Below are 14,510 nucleotides of genomic sequence, written 5' to 3'. Positions count from 1 at the left end.
TAAAACCGTTGATGAACGAGCAGAAATTGCTCTTCATCAACGGTTTTGTTGTCATTTCATGACCATTAATTGCGATGGATAATACCGAAATCGTTAAGAGGCCAATAGCGCAAATCAACCTTGCCGACGACCTTTTTCTCACTGATAAAACCAATCTGCGGAACTCGACTGTCTGAACTGTTCTGACGATTGTCGCCCATCACCCACAACATGCCTTTTGGAACCTTCGTTTTGCCGGTTAACTCCTTTAATGAAAAGTCCCATGTAAGCTGTCCGGTCAGCATCCTGCTTTTTTCTTCTTTTAGAAAAGGCTCGGCGACTTTCTTGCCATTCACATACAGCTGATCATTCGCATAGCGGATCGTATCCCCAGGAAGACCAATGACACGCTTCACATAATCATCCGTCTTGGTTGCATGAAAGATCACGACATCAAACCGCTTGGGTTGCGATACTCGGTAATTAATTTTATTGACAATTAATCGGTCTCCATTGTATAGCGTCGGCTCCATTGACGGACCGTCTACAATGTAATTCCCCAGTATAAATGTCCGTACAATAACGACGATCAGCACAGAAAGCGCGATTGCTCGGAACCAGGCAAATGTTTCATTTCTTTTCTTTCTTTGACTCATTCTGCAACGACTCCCGATTATCATCATTCTCTAGAAAACCTTTTACCATACCTTTTTTATCCGGTCACCGGCATATTCTTCTTAATCTAATGTACACGAATCGATGAACGATCACAAGGAACCGTGCCGCTTGTCCCAATAATGAATCAGTAAAGAAGCGCCGAAGAGGCAATCGGCGCTTAGTAAGGATATGTTTCGAATCATTGAATCGCAATTTCCTGCAAAACCGACCACTCATTAAACGGCCAGTAACGGACCGAGACTTTGCCAACCACAGACTTTTCGCTGACAAAACCGAAATAGCGGCTGTCCTCGCTGTTTTGACGGTTGTCACCCATGACCCAGAGTTTTCCCTTCGGCACATGCATTTTGCCGGTCTTTGATTTCAGGCTGAAATTCTCCGTAAGCTGCCTTCCCTGCGGCAGAGCACTTTTGTACTGCTGAAGATACGGTTCTTCAACGGCCTTGCCATTTACATAAAGTTGATCGTTCTTGTAGGAGATTGTATCTCCAGGCAGTCCGATAATCCGTTTTACGTAATCTTCGGTACGCGTTGCATGAAAAACAATAATATCGAAGCGATGCGGCGCACCAATTGAATAACCGATTTTGTTGACAATTAATCGGTTGCTGTCTTGCAGTGTCGGCTTCATTGAGTCGCCGCGCACAATATAATTACTGAAAATAAAATGACGAACGAGCAATGCGACCAAAACCGCAATGGCGATCGCTCGAATCCAGCTCCACAGTTCTCTCTTTGTTTTACTCATTGACTCGCGAGTGTCCCTTCTTGATTTGCCGCTCATTCCCGGTTCATGAATTACGAATCTCAGCGATTGAGCAGACTTCCTACATATCTTAGTAATTCGTTAGCCGATGTAGAATTATAGCCGTATTCGTCGACAAGTCGAGCAATAACTTCATTAACTCTTTTTAACTGGGTTTCATCCGGTGTTTTGCTTGACGTTGTAATTTTCACCACATCTTTCAGATCCGCAAACAGTTTTTTCTGAATAGCTTCTTTCAATCGTTCATGAGATTTATAATTAAAGCGTTTGCCCTTGCGCGCATAGGCGGAAATACGGATCAGAATTTCTTCTCTGAAGGATTTCTTCGCATTCTCGGAAATACCGATCTGCTCCTCAATCGAGCGCATCAATTTCTCATCCGGGTCGACCTCATCACCGGTGATCGGATCAAAAATCTTGTTACTGTTGCAGTAAGCTTCGACATTATCCAGATAATTGTCCATAAGCGTCTTCGCCGATTCCTCAAACGAGTATACGAAAGCCTTTTGGACCTCGCTCTTCGCCAGTTCATCGTATTCACGGCGTGCAAGCGCAATGTATTCGGTATAATGTGTCCGATCCTCTTCGGTGATTGACGGATGCTGATCCAGACCCTCTTTGATTGAGCGCAGAATATCCAGCGCATTAATCGACGGAACACCCTTCTTGATGATGGCTGAGGAAATTCGGTTGATAACGTAACGCGGATCAATCCCGCTCATGCCTTCATCAGGAAATTCGTGCTGCAGTTCTTTAATATCCGCCGCATTATAACCTTCGACAATTTCCCCGTCATACAGACGCATTTTCTTAATCAAATCAATCCCACGGCTCTTGGATTCCTTTAACCGAGTTAGGATCGAAAACGTTGCCGCTGTCCGCAGGGCATGCGGTGCGATGTGAACATTGGCAACGTCGCTCTCAGAAATCAATTTTTCATAAATTTTTTCTTCGTCACTGACTTTAAGATTATAAGGAACCGGCATCACGATCATACGTGAGTGGAGCGCTTCATTTTTCTTGTTGCTGATAAAGGTTCTGTATTCCGTTTCATTCGTGTGTGCGATGATCAGTTCATCTGCCGAAATCAACGCAAACCTGCCTGCTTTGAAATTGCCTTCCTGCGTCAGTGACAGCAAATGCCACAGAAATTTCTCATCACATTTCAGCATTTCCTGAAATTCCATGATTCCGCGATTCGCTTTATTGAGTTCTCCGTCAAAGCGGTAGGCACGCGGATCAGATTCCGATCCGTATTCAGCAATGGTCGAAAAATCAATACTTCCTGTCAAATCGGCAATATCCTGCGATTTCGGGTCGGAGGGACTGAAGGTACCAATGCCCACACGCTTATCCTCGGAAAGAAAGATGCGCTCGATTGGCACATCTTCAATTTGACCGCCGTATTCCTTCTCAAGACGCATCGCATTCAGCGGTGAGAGATTCCCCTCGACACGAATCCCTGTCTCTTCAAAGAAATCCTCACGCAGGTGCGGCGGGATTAAATGAAGTGGATCCTCGTGCATCGGGCAGTCTTTAATGGCATAAAGCGCTCCTTCATCCGTCCACGAATATTTTTCCAATCCGCGCTTAAGCATCGTCACAATTGTTGATTTACCTCCGCTGACCGGCCCCATCAAAAGCAGAATTCGTTTTTTAACATCCAGACGCCGTGCTGCCGGATGAAAGTATTCCTCAACCAAGCGTTCAATTGCTTCATCAAGGCCATAGATCTGTCCGTCAAAGAAGTGATAGTGCTTATGTCCGTCCTTCTCCGAAACACCGGCAGAAATGATCATCTGATAAACCCTGGAATGCGCGGATTGTGCAATTATCGGATTCTTCTTCACTAGTTCTAAGTAGTCTGCAAACGTGCCTTCCCATTTCAGCTGTCCCTCGTAGTCGCGGAATTGTTTCAGTTTATCAAGAAAGTTCATTGTATCCCCCCTAGAAAAGATTCACCAATGCTTCCACTCATGTATTTAAGTGTATGCGGTCGGCTGATAATCTTTCATGGAAACTATGAACAGATACAGAAGCAACGTGACACAAGGCTATGGAAAAGCCACTAGCAAAAGAAAAATTAACTGCTATTATTTTTTTAGACGAGGTTAAACGCTCGCACAGCTAGCAATTAAAATGGCATGCGGTATCATCTTGTAGTACAGTTTATGAAGAAAGACAGAACCATTAAGTTAATCCCGGAAAACGCTGCTGACGGAGGGCTTCATAGACAATAATCGCTGCTGAATTGGATAAATTAAGCGATCGAATGGCTCCTGTCATCGGCAGGCGAACACAGCGATTTTGATAAGCTGTCACGAATTCTTTCGGGAGTCCAGTCGTTTCACGGCCGAAAAAGAAGTAGTACTCTTTACTTGGGTCGCTGTAATCAAAAGCATCATAAGGTCTGCTGCCATCAGTCTCAACGAGATAGTACTCTCCTTGCGGGTGCTTGGAAAAGAAATCGTCAAGCGAATCATAATAATGAAGATCGACAGATGACCAATAATCGAGACCGGCGCGTTTTAAATGCTTGTCATCCGTAGAAAAACCCAACGGACGAATCAGATGAAGACCGCTATGCGTCCCGGCACAGGTTCGCGCGATATTTCCTGTATTCGGCGGAATTAACGGTTGATAAAGAACAACATGATTACCCATTTCAGACACTCCTATACGTGTTCAGGTGAACCCTCGGCGTCTTGTCCGAGATAAAAGTCTGCATTGAAAAAAGGCCGGAAGCACCGACCTTTGTAATCTATTTATGATAGTGTTTATTATAGCACATCTTGAACCATGAATTTACACTTGATCTTTAATGTGAAAAAATTTATAGCGAATATTAGCTGTATACGCAGGTGAATCGGTATACGGCCATGGTCTGTGACGCGCATCATAGGTATGTGCATTCACCAGCGGCTCTCCGGCAGCATCCATTGCCGTAACGATGGTATTGTGGTTCCAACGGCCGTCTCCTTCAAAATCATAACAAATGACATCACCAGGTACCAGTTCATTCGCCCGAGCGCGTTCAACTGCACCGATCACGCCATCCGGCTTGCCTAAATACATACACAAACTGTTTGCTACCGTCCAGCTGAAACTCCAGTTCGTCTGCACGTGCCACCATCCCCTGTTACGGATCGGGTTCCCCCACATGCGGATGCCCCCTTCATGAAGGCATTGCGAAATAAAGTTGGTACAATCATCGCCGACCATTGGATACTGAGGATTTCTGCGATTCCACCATAAATCCGCATAACGTACCGCAGCCAGCCGATCATAGCTCCGTGAACGAATGTCGGCAGGAGCCTGATCACCCGCTTCACGCACTGCTGTTTGCTCCTCTTCTGCTGCCAGAGGTACTAAGATGTCGGAAACAAGACGGTTTCCGCGAACAACTGCTTGCCGATTCTCCATACGCTCCTCAAGGAAGAAATCATTTTGCTTTTTAACCAGCCACTGAGTATGCAGAGAGTAGTCAACAACCAAATCCTCACGTTTGTCCTTGGTTTGCACTTCTCGTGCCTGAATAATCGCATGCTCAATCTCAGCCTGCTGGTCATTGAGTGTTTTTGTTTTATTCATCAGGCGCTTCAATTCTTCAGGGGCCAATGCCATTTTGTGCGGATCAGCGCCGCCAACCCAATAATCACCAAGCATTGTCAAATGTTTCTGAAATGCATTTTTCCACTCCACGCAAATTCCCCGTTTCAACATGATTTCGTTATCACTTATTTATGCAGACTGTAACCAAATCATGCTGTTTCTGTTGCGCCTAGTGAATCGCGGCCTGTGGCTTTTCAAGGGTCAATAAAAACTGTTTTACCTCAAGTCCACCGCCATAACCGACAAGCGAACCGTTTGCACCGATCACTCGATGACATGGAACAACAATGGGAATAGGGTTGCGGTTATTCGCCATCCCGATAGCCCGTACACCTTTTGGGTTATTCACTGCGCGTGCAATGTCCTTATAAGAACGCGTTTCACCGAAAGGAACAGCGGTCAGTGCTTTCCATACCTTACGCTGAAATTCCGTACCCTTCATGAGCAGCGGCAAAGTAAATGTTTTTCTTCTTCCATTAAAATATTCGCTGAGCTGGCGAACTGCCTCCGCACACTGCCGTTCATCTCTGTTGACAATTACAGGCAGCCCATGCTTCTCAGCCCACCGCTTTACTTCGTGCTCTCGTTCAGCAAAATGCCCAAAATCAATGCGGCATAATTTAGATCCATAAACAGATAATGTCAGCGTTCCGATGGCCGTTTCCATTTCTTGAATGGCAAGATAACCGTTTTGATTCATGTATGAAATTCCTCCTGCTCATTTTGAGTCACCATGATAGACCGTTGATAACACTTTTTCTCAATGCAATGCCACCGTTTAGCTGGGTGCAATGAGAATAATGATGATAAAATTACTGGTAGAGCCGTTCTTTAACTTTTAGTTAACGTCATTATAACACAGCATTTTGGCGCAAATACGACGATTTGTATGATACACTGAGTGTAAATTGTCACCTAGGAGGCGCGTCATGTTTGATGTTTCGATCTCTTCTCAATTGAAAGAGGCAGTAACCGATTTTAAGATCGGCGTCATATACTATCCGGCGATTAGCGTCAGCGACTTGCCGCCATTAATTGGCGACCGTTTGCCTTTGTACTATGAAAATATTCAACTATCATTAAATGATCATCCTGTATGTGAGATTCCTGGCATCAAAGAGTGGCGAGGCATCTTTAAAAAGACTGGTACTGATCCTTCTCGCTACCGACCGTCTCAGGAGGCGCTGCTGCGAAAAATTAAAAAAGACGGTGCACCGCATTTTGTGAATTCAGCGGTTGATCTGCTCAATTTCTTCAGCGTTCAGCACAGCATACCGATGGGTCTATACGACGCAACCAAACTCAACACTCCGATTCACATAAGAATTGGTACTGATGACGATCATTATGATGGTTTGAACGGCCGGACCATGCATATGAAGGATAAAATTTTATCTGCGGACAGCATCGAGGCCTTTGGAAGCCCGATCGTCGATTCAAAACGAACCTGCGTAACCGGGCAGACAAAACAAGCATTGCAAATTGTTTATTTGCGTCCCTCAATGGACAGCGATGAAGCGCATCTCCTGATCACAAAAATGGCGGAAATGTTTACACAGGTTCATGGCGGAACTCATGAATTAACCTTGATTCAATAGAATAACTTTTAAGTAACTGCCCGCAAGGAGGAATTACAATGAATTCAGATTTATTCAGCGTTGATTACTTTAAGGACGCATTGCATTTGCAACTAAAGAAAAACGGCGATGCGCAGACACCCGTTCATACGATGAACAGCTACTATCACACCGTTGTTTCAGCAATCATTCAAGACCGGATTAATAAAAATTTTGAATTGATGCGCCGAATCCGCAATTTAGATACGGCTTACAGGGAAGTAAAAGAAGAGATCGCAGCGCAGCAGCAAATGCAGCAGCAGTAAATCACCGTACAGAAAAAAGGCCGTCAAGCAGTTTAAAGCTACTAAACGGTCTTTTTTCATGTCTGTTATTTTGCTGCTCGAAAGCCCGCCTTCACGGCAGCGTTTCGAGTCTTAAAACAGACCTCTGCCTTCGTGACCTTATAGTATCGGTCGGATGGCATATGATATATTTTTCCTCGAGACGAAATATTACCTTTAATCAGGCCGTTGCAATCACCCGCTTGACTCGGCAAAGTCTGGCCTTCTCCTATATTTTCAAATACTGCCGTGCTTGACGATTGATTACTGCTCTTATGTATTTCGTCATACGCCGCCGTTCCCTTCATGACCTCCGGATGAAAGCCATTTGCTTCGGCGTATCCATTTACAGACCAAATACCGATTTTTTCCGCTCGTGCCTGATTCTCTACCGATTGATACTGGTCAATATATTTAGTGTTTGGCGGGTAGACGTAAGCTACCCGGGCCAGTCCGCCAGCCAGTTGAAGCGATTCAAAGGATTTACCATCAACAAAGACGTAGGCAAGCAGCCGTCCATACTTATCACGGCCGCCATTTTTGGCAAGTTCAAGCGTCACGGTCTTCCCATCAAGCAGCCGATGTGCCTGCGCACTTGCCTCCGGTCCATAGGGCTGAACACCTAATTTGGGATGATGGGTTTCCGGTGTGTCAATCAACAGCACTCTCACTGTAGTCACTTTCTTTTGATAAAGCACTTGGAACGTATCACCATCAACAACCTTCGTCACTTTTGCAGTCACACCATGCTCAGGTTTTTTACTTTTACTTACTGCTATCTTTGAATCTCCGACCGACGCGGCAATCGAACTTGATGAATCTATCGAGTCCGAATTTGATATAGCTTCACTTTTTTGCCCGGCTTTGCTTGGCGTTTCACTGCCACTGAGCTCAGCGCATCCGGAAAGCAGGATTAAAGACAAGAACAGCATGATGAGCACATGGCTTCCCCTGTGCCCGTTTAAATCAATTTTTTTCATTCCATTCACCTATTCATTTTGAACATCCATTGAGCTGCTTCATGAAGAGGTCGTTCAATGGATGTTCGCCACCTCACAAGCGGCAAATATTCAGCGGGCATCGATCTTCACAATGGCAGATCGCCTTAATATAATTCAAATTTTTAATGACAATCGATCCATGATAATAATCAATAGCCCCATCATTTTTCCACGCTTGAAGCATCCGGTTCACCGTCTCACGTGTCGAACCAATGAGCTGAGCCAAATCCGTGTTCGTCAAACTGATCGTATAATGAATACCGTCTTCCTCGGTACGGCTGTACCCGTGAATCATTCTCAGCAAGGTAGAAGCCAGTGCGCCGTTCTTCCCATAGAAGATCAGGTCGCGCATTTTAATTTGGGTAAATTGACCCAGCATGCCGATCCACTTCATAAATTCAAACGACAGTCCTGCATTCGAGAGCAGCAGCGGCTCCAGATCTTTCTCAGAAATGATTCCGATTTTGCATTCAGTAACCGCTGTCGCTGTGAACGAATTTTCGACGCTGCCGAGGCAGTTGATTTCTCCGAACAAATCGTCTTCCATAAAGTAGTGAAGCACTAAATCCTTTCCGTCGTACGCAGATTTAAATAATTTAACGCGTCCTCCAAGCACATAATAGAGCTTGTCGGCAGGGTCTCCCTCCCAGAAGACGTTCGTGCCCTTTTTAAAGGTCGCCACGTTCATCACTGATTTCAGCGATTGCATGCTTTGCTTCGAAAACATGCATGTATTGTTCAAACCATTCTGATTTAAACAAGCAAGCTCTTCCATCATATCACGCCCTTTTTTTACTATCAATCATCTATAATCAATAATTATCTTAGAAGCAAAAAACATTCACAAAGGGGCAAAATTGCTTTGCCAAGAATACAATACTTTTCTTCTTTCATTATACAAGAGATTTTCTTAATTTAATGCAAAAAGTGTGACGGAAATCATACAGCTTTTACGAAGTATGCATTTTCTGCTTTTTTTACTTCAGATTAGCCAAGGATCAACACTTGGCATTCTATAAGAATTTTATTTGAAAACGATTCTGAATAGGAAGAGATATGACCATGCTATAATGAAGATAAACGGTTTAATCAGATCAAGGTTAGAAAGAAGGAACAAATTTGGCAGAGTTGACAGCCGGTATGATAACAACCCTGGAGGTTTCGCATAAAGCTCCTTTCGGTTATTTTCTCAGCGATGGCGGAGAACAAGAGGTTCTTCTCCATGAGAATGATGTGACCGGCAAATTAAGCGAGCATGAAAGGATCACTGTATTTCTTTATCAGGATCATCAAGGACGAATTGCAGCAACGACATCAATTCCTACGGTTCGTTTTGACGCTTTTGATTGGGCAACTGCCGTATCCCTGCATAAAAAGTACGGCGTCTTTCTCAACATCGGCATTAATAAGGATCTTTTACTTTCCAAAGACGACATGCCGTATAATTGGGAAAACTGGCCGCAGCCGGGCGATCGTGTATACTGTAGCCTGAAGCTGGACAAAAAACAGCGCCTTTTCGCAAGATTAGCGGACGAAACGGAAGTGCGGAAACTTTCGGTTCCCGCACCTGATAAACTGCGGAATAAAAATGTTCATGCCACCATCTACCGCCTTGTTCCAGACGGAGCTCATGTGCTGACCGATGAAGGCTATATCGGATTTATTCATGACGCAGAAATCAATGGAACCATTAGACTAGGACAAGCACTTGAGTGCCGCATCATCGATGTGAAGGAAAACGGCAGCCTGAACCTTTCCATGAAACCGCGGAGCTACGAAATGATTGAAGGAAATTCAGAGAAAATCATTACCTACATGAACAGCCGAGACGGCGCCATGCCTTATTGGGATAAAAGTCTTCCTGAAGACATCAGAGAGCGATTTGGCATCAGTAAAGGCGACTTCAAGAAGGCGCTGGGTCAGCTGATGAAAGAAGGAAAACTGTATCAGAAGGACGGATGGAGCTACTTAAAGCAGGATAAATAAAAAAGGCCTGATCAGGAATCTTGCCCTGATCAGGCCTTTTTATCGGTCATGCCGCGATTTGCCGTCGCTCCATGAGCCGATGATAGATCATTCCAAGAAAATAACTGACCGCATCAAACGCGACGATAAAGAAGCTGACCGGTGCATTAGTATAATAGCCGGCAGCCAGACCGAACCAAACGCTCAGTACGGCAATCAATGAAGACAAAAGGATCATTCCGAAAATGGATTGAGTATAAAGCCTTGCAGCAGCAGCGGGCACGGTCATTAAAGAAAAAACAAGCAGTGCACCGACGATTTGAATCGTCACACTCGTCGCAACGGCCATAAGCAGGAGAAAGCCAATTGAAATCCAGCGAATCGGTAAGCCTGCGGCCTGGGCGCCGACCTGATCAAACGAATCGAATTTGAGCCAGCGATAGCCTGCGCTGAGAGCTATAAGGACAAACAACGTTATGGCAATAATCTGCCAAATATCTTGTAAGTCAATGCCCACGACACTGCCGAACAGCAGGGTGCGGGAATAATTTCCCTGAATATTCCCAATTGACAAAAATAAAATACCTAAGCCAAGCGCTAAACTGAGAATGACACTGATCGATGCATCGCGGCGAAACATCCGTACTCCCATTTGTCCGACGCCGATTGACCCGGCAAGCGTAAAGGCGAGCAGACCGATGAGCGGATCGATACCCGCATAGGCGGCAAATGCTGCTCCGGCAAAGCCAATGTGTGAAATGGTATGCGCAACAAATGAAAGCGAACGTGCAATAATGAAAACACCAATCACGCCGCACATGACTGCAATTAATGTCCCCGCGACAAACGCGTGCTGCATAAAGTCGTACTGAAACATCCTTTTCCCTCCATTTAACCGTTCCATCAAGAACAGTTTTTCCGATCTCGTCAGTCTAATCCGGCTTTACTTAGAGGAAGCTGAAAGCGACAGACCTGAAGAGGCGGGACTCTCATGACGCCTTTCGCCTTCAACGAATGACGATTGAAAAACACTTTTTAACAAGTTTTGATCGTCAAGAATACTCGGTACATCTCCTGTTTTAAAAAAGTTCCGTGACATGAGCAGAATATGATCCGCATAGGTTCTGACCATCTGCAGATCATGACAAATGAAAAGAACAGTTACGCCCCATTCATTAACTGACTTCTTCACAAGCTCCATCATGCGCCTCTGGGCATCAGGATCAAGGTTCGCCGTTGATTCATCAAGAAGGAGCAGATCAGGATGGCGTACAAGTGCCTGAGCCAGAAAAACCCGCTGCCGTTCTCCGCCGGACAATTTACCCACCGGTTTTCTTGCCAGACGGTCACTATCTGTAAAAAGCATTATTTCTTTCAATGTTTTTTTTTCACGTCTTGACAGCCACGGAAAAGGTGAGGCCGTTTGTCCGAGTGAAATGAAATCTCTTGCACTAATCGGCATCTCATCATCGATCACGCGTGATTGCGGAACATAACCGATCACCGTTTTTTTCTGATCACTGCTTAACACGATTTCTCCGTCTTGCGGATGAATCAAACCAAGAATCGATTTTAACAGGGTTGATTTTCCCGCTCCGTTTGGTCCGATTATGGCGTACATTTGAGCCGGAGAGACATCGAATGAAAGTTCCTTCAAGATTTCTTCTCCGTTAAAGCTGACATGAAGATTATTAATCTGAACGCGGCGAAGCATTTGAAAAACCTCCCCTAAATAACTATAGGTATTGATTCGGTACTTTTTTAGATTAAGAGAATTGTCACATTGATAAATAGTAATCATTTCGATTTGATTTGTCAAGCAATTGACTGCCGTTTTCATGCATCACGACTTGCCGCAGATACAGCTCCAGGACACCGGTCAAAAAAGATCGCTTTCCTTTTCCGCGAAATTGATTTTCAAAGCCTGCCTGACCGTTTTGTGTAAAAAAATCGAAGAGACATTGACGCAAGTGCTCTCCGAAAGGTTCATCCAATTATTTGGTATTTTGCGCGTCTTCAACCTGCTTCAGTTGATCCATCATCCATGTTTTATAGTCTTTTCCTGCAGGCAAAGTCTCTGTTACTTTAACAACAGGTACCTTGTTTTCATCAGCAAGTTTCATCATTTTCTTCACAGTCGGGCTGATTTCCTGAATATTGCTGACGAAGAAGGCAATACGTTTTTCTTTAATGTCCTTCTGCATCGCAGCTATATCTTTAGGTGACGGATCTGTTTCCTGTTCAACCGCGATTTCAAAATGATTATTTGCTACCTTATAACCCAGTGCGTCCAGTGTGTAATCAAAAACGGGTTCAGATACATCGACAAGTCCTTGATTGGCATTTTTACCGAGTTCCTCGATTTTTTCTTTAACCGGGTCAATGCTTGAAATATAGTCTTTTGCGTTTTTCTTGTATTCATCAGCATGTTTCGAATCAATTTTTGCGAGTTTGTCTGCAAGATAGTCAGCGAGCTTCGGCATCGTTTCCGGCTGATACCAGAGATGTTCATTGTCACCGTCTTTTTTGCCCATGACGTCCTCAGCGACACGAATAGCGGTTTGATCATCCGACTTTTTCACCAGCTTGCTCATCCAGCCATCGTAGCCGATACCATTATAAACAACAAGCTTTGCTTGGCTGACCGCTTTAGCCGTTCCCGTTGTCGGTTCATAGTCATGCGGATCCATGCTTGGTTTATTAATAATTGAAGTCACAGCAACATGTTTGCCGCCAACCGCTTCAGCAACTTCCCCATAGAAATCTTCAGCCGCAACAATGCTGATCTTATCTGAAGATGAACGTTCTCCCGAGGACGAACGATTGCCACAGCCTGCCAGAATGCCAACTAATAGAATGAAACTTAGGAATAAAAACTGTATTTTTTTTAAATGGTTCATCTTTTTCAATCCCCTTCTATACTATGTAATTCAATAAAACGAAACAATTACGTTTTATTCCACAAATATAAATAGTAATGATTACGTTTTAATCTGTCAAGTTTATTTCGATTAATCTTCGAACGCATCCCAACTCTGTGTCCACTCGGATGGATTTAGGAGGCAATGATCAAGATCAGCGGTCATTGTCTCTGCGTTTAGATTTATGCCGATAAAAACAATCTTGGTCTGTCTGTCGCCATATTCGGAGTCCCATTCATTAATGGATTCAGGATGCCTCTCCAGTATTCGTTCCTGTTCTTCCTCGGGAAGTGCCGCCACCCAATACGTAATCGGTTTAAGCGATACGCAGTTCCCTGCCTGAGAAAACAGCACAGCCGTTTGATTTCGCGAAGCACACCACACAATGCCTTTGGAACGAATGCATTCCTGCGGCAGATTGTTAAGCAGACGTTTTAATCGTCCAGTGTGGAAAGGTCTGCGCCGCTGATAAACAAACGTTGAGATTCCGTACTCTTCTGCCTCGGAATGATGGTGCTCGTGATCACCATGAGTTAATGCCTGAAACCATCCAGCCGATTCGAACGCCCGATCATAGTTGAATCGATGTGTATTCATGATCTGTAACGGATCGACTTTCCCATAAACAGAACGAATGATACAAGCATCCGGCTGGAGTGTTTTTAAAATGCGCTCGATTTGATTCAATGTGGCATCATCCACCAGATCACACTTATTTAAGATCAATACGTCGCAAAATTCAATCTGTTCCACAAGTAAGTCGGAAATGTCTTTGTTTTCACGATGAGCATGATCATCATGGCTTATCAGTCCTTGACCGGCCTGGAAACAGTCGGCAACGCGATATGCATCGACGACCGTCACCATTGTATCGAGCCGGCATAAGCTTGAGAGATTAGGTCCGTCAGCATGATCCGAAGACAAGGTTTGAGCTACCGGAATCGGTTCGCCGATTCCGGTAGCCTCGATTAAAATATAGTCAAACCTGTCTTCCCGGACTAATGCTTTAATCTGTTCGATTAAATCGCCACTCAGGCTGCAACAGATACAGCCGTTGGTAAGCGGAACCACTTTTTCGACAGCGGGTGCATAATTGTCCGATGCATCGATAAGTGCTGCATCAATGTTAATTTCGCCAATATCATTGACAATAACAGCGACTCTAAGCCCGTCTCTGTTTGCCAAAATATGATTCAGTACGGTTGTTTTTCCTGCCCCAAGATAGCCGCTCAGTACAGTAACAGGTATTTTTCGGAACGATGAGCCCATGTTCGTTCCACTCCTCACCAGCTTGCTTTTCTCACACCAGGAACCTGACCTTTATGTGCATATTCCCGAAAAGCAATACGTGACATGTTGAATTTGCGCATGTAACCGTGCGGACGTCCGCTCAACGGACAGCGATTGTGCAAACGTGTCGGTGATGAGTCACGAGGAAGTTTTGCCAATGCGGCATAATCTTTTTTCTCTTTCAATTCACGCCTCAATTCAGCATATTTGGCAACCATTGCTTGACGTTTCAATTCCTTAACTACTTTTGATTTTTTAGCCATAATCGTATTCCCTTCTCTTTTAAATCGTAATTATTACGTTTTATGATTCTTATTAAAGCACTTAACTGACACAATTGCAAGCGAGAGGGGGAGCAGGTGAATGGTTCTAAATCTCTGCTTTGTTCATAGGGTTAG

General features: G+C 44.5%; 17 protein-coding genes. 3 read left to right on the top strand and 14 right to left on the bottom strand.

All coding sequences use genetic code 11. The features are described 5' to 3' along the window. Window positions 1-65: 65 nt before the first annotated feature. The 6 genes from lepB (NIE88_RS17980) to NIE88_RS17955 form a co-directional block, all read right to left on the bottom strand. Entirely contained in the window at window positions 66-635 is a 570-nt protein-coding gene (gene lepB / locus NIE88_RS17980; protein ID WP_253064266.1) for a signal peptidase I, read from the bottom strand. A gap of 200 nt (window positions 636-835) precedes the next feature. Then, window positions 836-1,405, bottom strand: a complete 570-nt coding sequence (gene lepB, locus NIE88_RS17975; RefSeq protein WP_253064264.1) for a signal peptidase I — start codon at window positions 1,403-1,405, stop codon at window positions 836-838. A gap of 59 nt (window positions 1,406-1,464) precedes the next feature. After that, window positions 1,465-3,360 (bottom strand): PrkA family serine protein kinase, encoded by a 1,896-nt coding sequence (gene prkA, locus NIE88_RS17970; RefSeq protein WP_253064262.1) that lies wholly within the window; start codon window positions 3,358-3,360, stop codon window positions 1,465-1,467. A 253-nt stretch (window positions 3,361-3,613) separates the two neighbouring features. Further along, window positions 3,614-4,087 (bottom strand): tRNA (cytidine(34)-2'-O)-methyltransferase, encoded by a 474-nt coding sequence (locus NIE88_RS17965; RefSeq protein WP_253064260.1) that lies wholly within the window; start codon window positions 4,085-4,087, stop codon window positions 3,614-3,616. Between the two features lie 141 nt (window positions 4,088-4,228). Next, entirely contained in the window at window positions 4,229-5,125 is an 897-nt protein-coding gene (locus NIE88_RS17960) for an amidase domain-containing protein (RefSeq protein WP_253064258.1), read from the bottom strand. Window positions 5,126-5,204: 79 nt separating this feature from the next. Continuing rightward, window positions 5,205-5,735 carry a methylated-DNA--[protein]-cysteine S-methyltransferase gene (locus NIE88_RS17955; RefSeq protein ID WP_253064252.1) on the bottom strand — a complete coding sequence of 177 codons (531 nt, stop codon included), beginning with the start codon at window positions 5,733-5,735 and terminating at the stop codon, window positions 5,205-5,207. 229 nt (window positions 5,736-5,964) lie between these two features. Between NIE88_RS17955 and NIE88_RS17950 the strand changes: the two genes are divergently transcribed. Further along, on the top strand, window positions 5,965-6,633 hold the full coding sequence (locus tag NIE88_RS17950; RefSeq protein ID WP_253064250.1) for a B3/B4 domain-containing protein: 669 nt from the start codon (window positions 5,965-5,967) through the stop codon (window positions 6,631-6,633). 38 nt (window positions 6,634-6,671) lie between these two features. After that, window positions 6,672-6,917 carry a protein YvfG gene (gene yvfG / locus NIE88_RS17945; protein ID WP_253064248.1) on the top strand — a complete coding sequence of 82 codons (246 nt, stop codon included), beginning with the start codon at window positions 6,672-6,674 and terminating at the stop codon, window positions 6,915-6,917. A 65-nt stretch (window positions 6,918-6,982) separates the two neighbouring features. On the opposite strand, the gene NIE88_RS17940 is transcribed toward yvfG, so the two are convergent. Continuing rightward, entirely contained in the window at window positions 6,983-7,915 is a 933-nt protein-coding gene (locus NIE88_RS17940; protein WP_253064242.1) for a thermonuclease family protein, read from the bottom strand. Between the two features lie 73 nt (window positions 7,916-7,988). Next, window positions 7,989-8,714: a Crp/Fnr family transcriptional regulator gene (locus NIE88_RS17935; RefSeq protein ID WP_253064241.1), complete on the bottom strand. Its 726-nt coding sequence runs from the start codon at window positions 8,712-8,714 to the stop codon at window positions 7,989-7,991. 341 nt (window positions 8,715-9,055) lie between these two features. Between NIE88_RS17935 and NIE88_RS17930 the strand changes: the two genes are divergently transcribed. Continuing rightward, window positions 9,056-9,922 carry a CvfB family protein gene (locus NIE88_RS17930; RefSeq protein WP_253064240.1) on the top strand — a complete coding sequence of 289 codons (867 nt, stop codon included), beginning with the start codon at window positions 9,056-9,058 and terminating at the stop codon, window positions 9,920-9,922. Between the two features lie 46 nt (window positions 9,923-9,968). On the opposite strand, the gene NIE88_RS17925 is transcribed toward NIE88_RS17930, so the two are convergent. From NIE88_RS17925 to rpsN, 6 genes are all read right to left on the bottom strand, one after another. After that, window positions 9,969-10,778, bottom strand: coding sequence for a metal ABC transporter permease (locus NIE88_RS17925; RefSeq protein ID WP_253064239.1), 810 nt, complete (start codon window positions 10,776-10,778; stop codon window positions 9,969-9,971). A 66-nt stretch (window positions 10,779-10,844) separates the two neighbouring features. Next, complete coding sequence (locus NIE88_RS17920; RefSeq protein ID WP_253064238.1) at window positions 10,845-11,615, bottom strand: metal ABC transporter ATP-binding protein; 771 nt, start codon at window positions 11,613-11,615, stop codon at window positions 10,845-10,847. 64 nt (window positions 11,616-11,679) lie between these two features. Further along, on the bottom strand, window positions 11,680-11,895 hold the full coding sequence (locus NIE88_RS17915) for a hypothetical protein (protein WP_253064237.1): 216 nt from the start codon (window positions 11,893-11,895) through the stop codon (window positions 11,680-11,682). Next, on the bottom strand, window positions 11,896-12,801 hold the full coding sequence (locus tag NIE88_RS17910) for a metal ABC transporter solute-binding protein (RefSeq protein WP_253064235.1): 906 nt from the start codon (window positions 12,799-12,801) through the stop codon (window positions 11,896-11,898). A gap of 111 nt (window positions 12,802-12,912) precedes the next feature. Continuing rightward, a complete protein-coding gene (locus tag NIE88_RS17905; RefSeq protein ID WP_253064233.1) occupies window positions 12,913-14,091 on the bottom strand; it encodes a GTP-binding protein in 1,179 nt (392 codons plus the stop codon). Between the two features lie 14 nt (window positions 14,092-14,105). Continuing rightward, window positions 14,106-14,375 carry a 30S ribosomal protein S14 gene (gene rpsN / locus NIE88_RS17900; protein WP_290446578.1) on the bottom strand — a complete coding sequence of 90 codons (270 nt, stop codon included), beginning with the start codon at window positions 14,373-14,375 and terminating at the stop codon, window positions 14,106-14,108. Window positions 14,376-14,510: the final 135 nt, after the last annotated feature.

Origin of the sequence: Sporolactobacillus shoreicorticis, assembly GCF_024125445.1 — a bacterium.
GTDB classification, from domain to species: domain Bacteria; phylum Bacillota; class Bacilli; order Bacillales; family Sporolactobacillaceae; genus Sporolactobacillus; species Sporolactobacillus shoreicorticis.
Note: the sequence above shows the minus strand (reverse complement) of the source record. Positions and strands in the feature narration are given on the sequence as shown.

Bases quoted from the DNA above. Each gene is read 5' to 3' on its own strand.
- NIE88_RS17955 (WP_253064252.1), bottom strand. From the start codon at position 5,735: ATGAATCAAAACGGTTATCTTGCCATTCAAGAAATGGAAACGGCCATC.
- NIE88_RS17965 (WP_253064260.1), bottom strand. From the start codon at position 4,087: ATGGGTAATCATGTTGTTCTTTATCAACCGTTAATTCCGCCGAATACA.
- NIE88_RS17940 (WP_253064242.1), bottom strand. From the start codon at position 7,915: ATGAAAAAAATTGATTTAAACGGGCACAGGGGAAGCCATGTGCTCATC.
- yvfG (WP_253064248.1), top strand. From the start codon at position 6,672: ATGAATTCAGATTTATTCAGCGTTGATTACTTTAAGGACGCATTGCAT.
- NIE88_RS17935 (WP_253064241.1), bottom strand. From the start codon at position 8,714: ATGATGGAAGAGCTTGCTTGTTTAAATCAGAATGGTTTGAACAATACA.
- NIE88_RS17920 (WP_253064238.1), bottom strand. From the start codon at position 11,615: ATGCTTCGCCGCGTTCAGATTAATAATCTTCATGTCAGCTTTAACGGA.
- lepB (WP_253064264.1), bottom strand. From the start codon at position 1,405: ATGAGTAAAACAAAGAGAGAACTGTGGAGCTGGATTCGAGCGATCGCC.
- NIE88_RS17905 (WP_253064233.1), bottom strand. From the start codon at position 14,091: ATGGGCTCATCGTTCCGAAAAATACCTGTTACTGTACTGAGCGGCTAT.
- rpsN (WP_290446578.1), bottom strand. From the start codon at position 14,375: ATGGCTAAAAAATCAAAAGTAGTTAAGGAATTGAAACGTCAAGCAATG.
- NIE88_RS17925 (WP_253064239.1), bottom strand. From the start codon at position 10,778: ATGTTTCAGTACGACTTTATGCAGCACGCGTTTGTCGCGGGGACATTA.
- lepB (WP_253064266.1), bottom strand. From the start codon at position 635: ATGAGTCAAAGAAAGAAAAGAAATGAAACATTTGCCTGGTTCCGAGCA.
- NIE88_RS17910 (WP_253064235.1), bottom strand. From the start codon at position 12,801: ATGAACCATTTAAAAAAAATACAGTTTTTATTCCTAAGTTTCATTCTA.
- prkA (WP_253064262.1), bottom strand. From the start codon at position 3,360: ATGAACTTTCTTGATAAACTGAAACAATTCCGCGACTACGAGGGACAG.
- NIE88_RS17950 (WP_253064250.1), top strand. From the start codon at position 5,965: ATGTTTGATGTTTCGATCTCTTCTCAATTGAAAGAGGCAGTAACCGAT.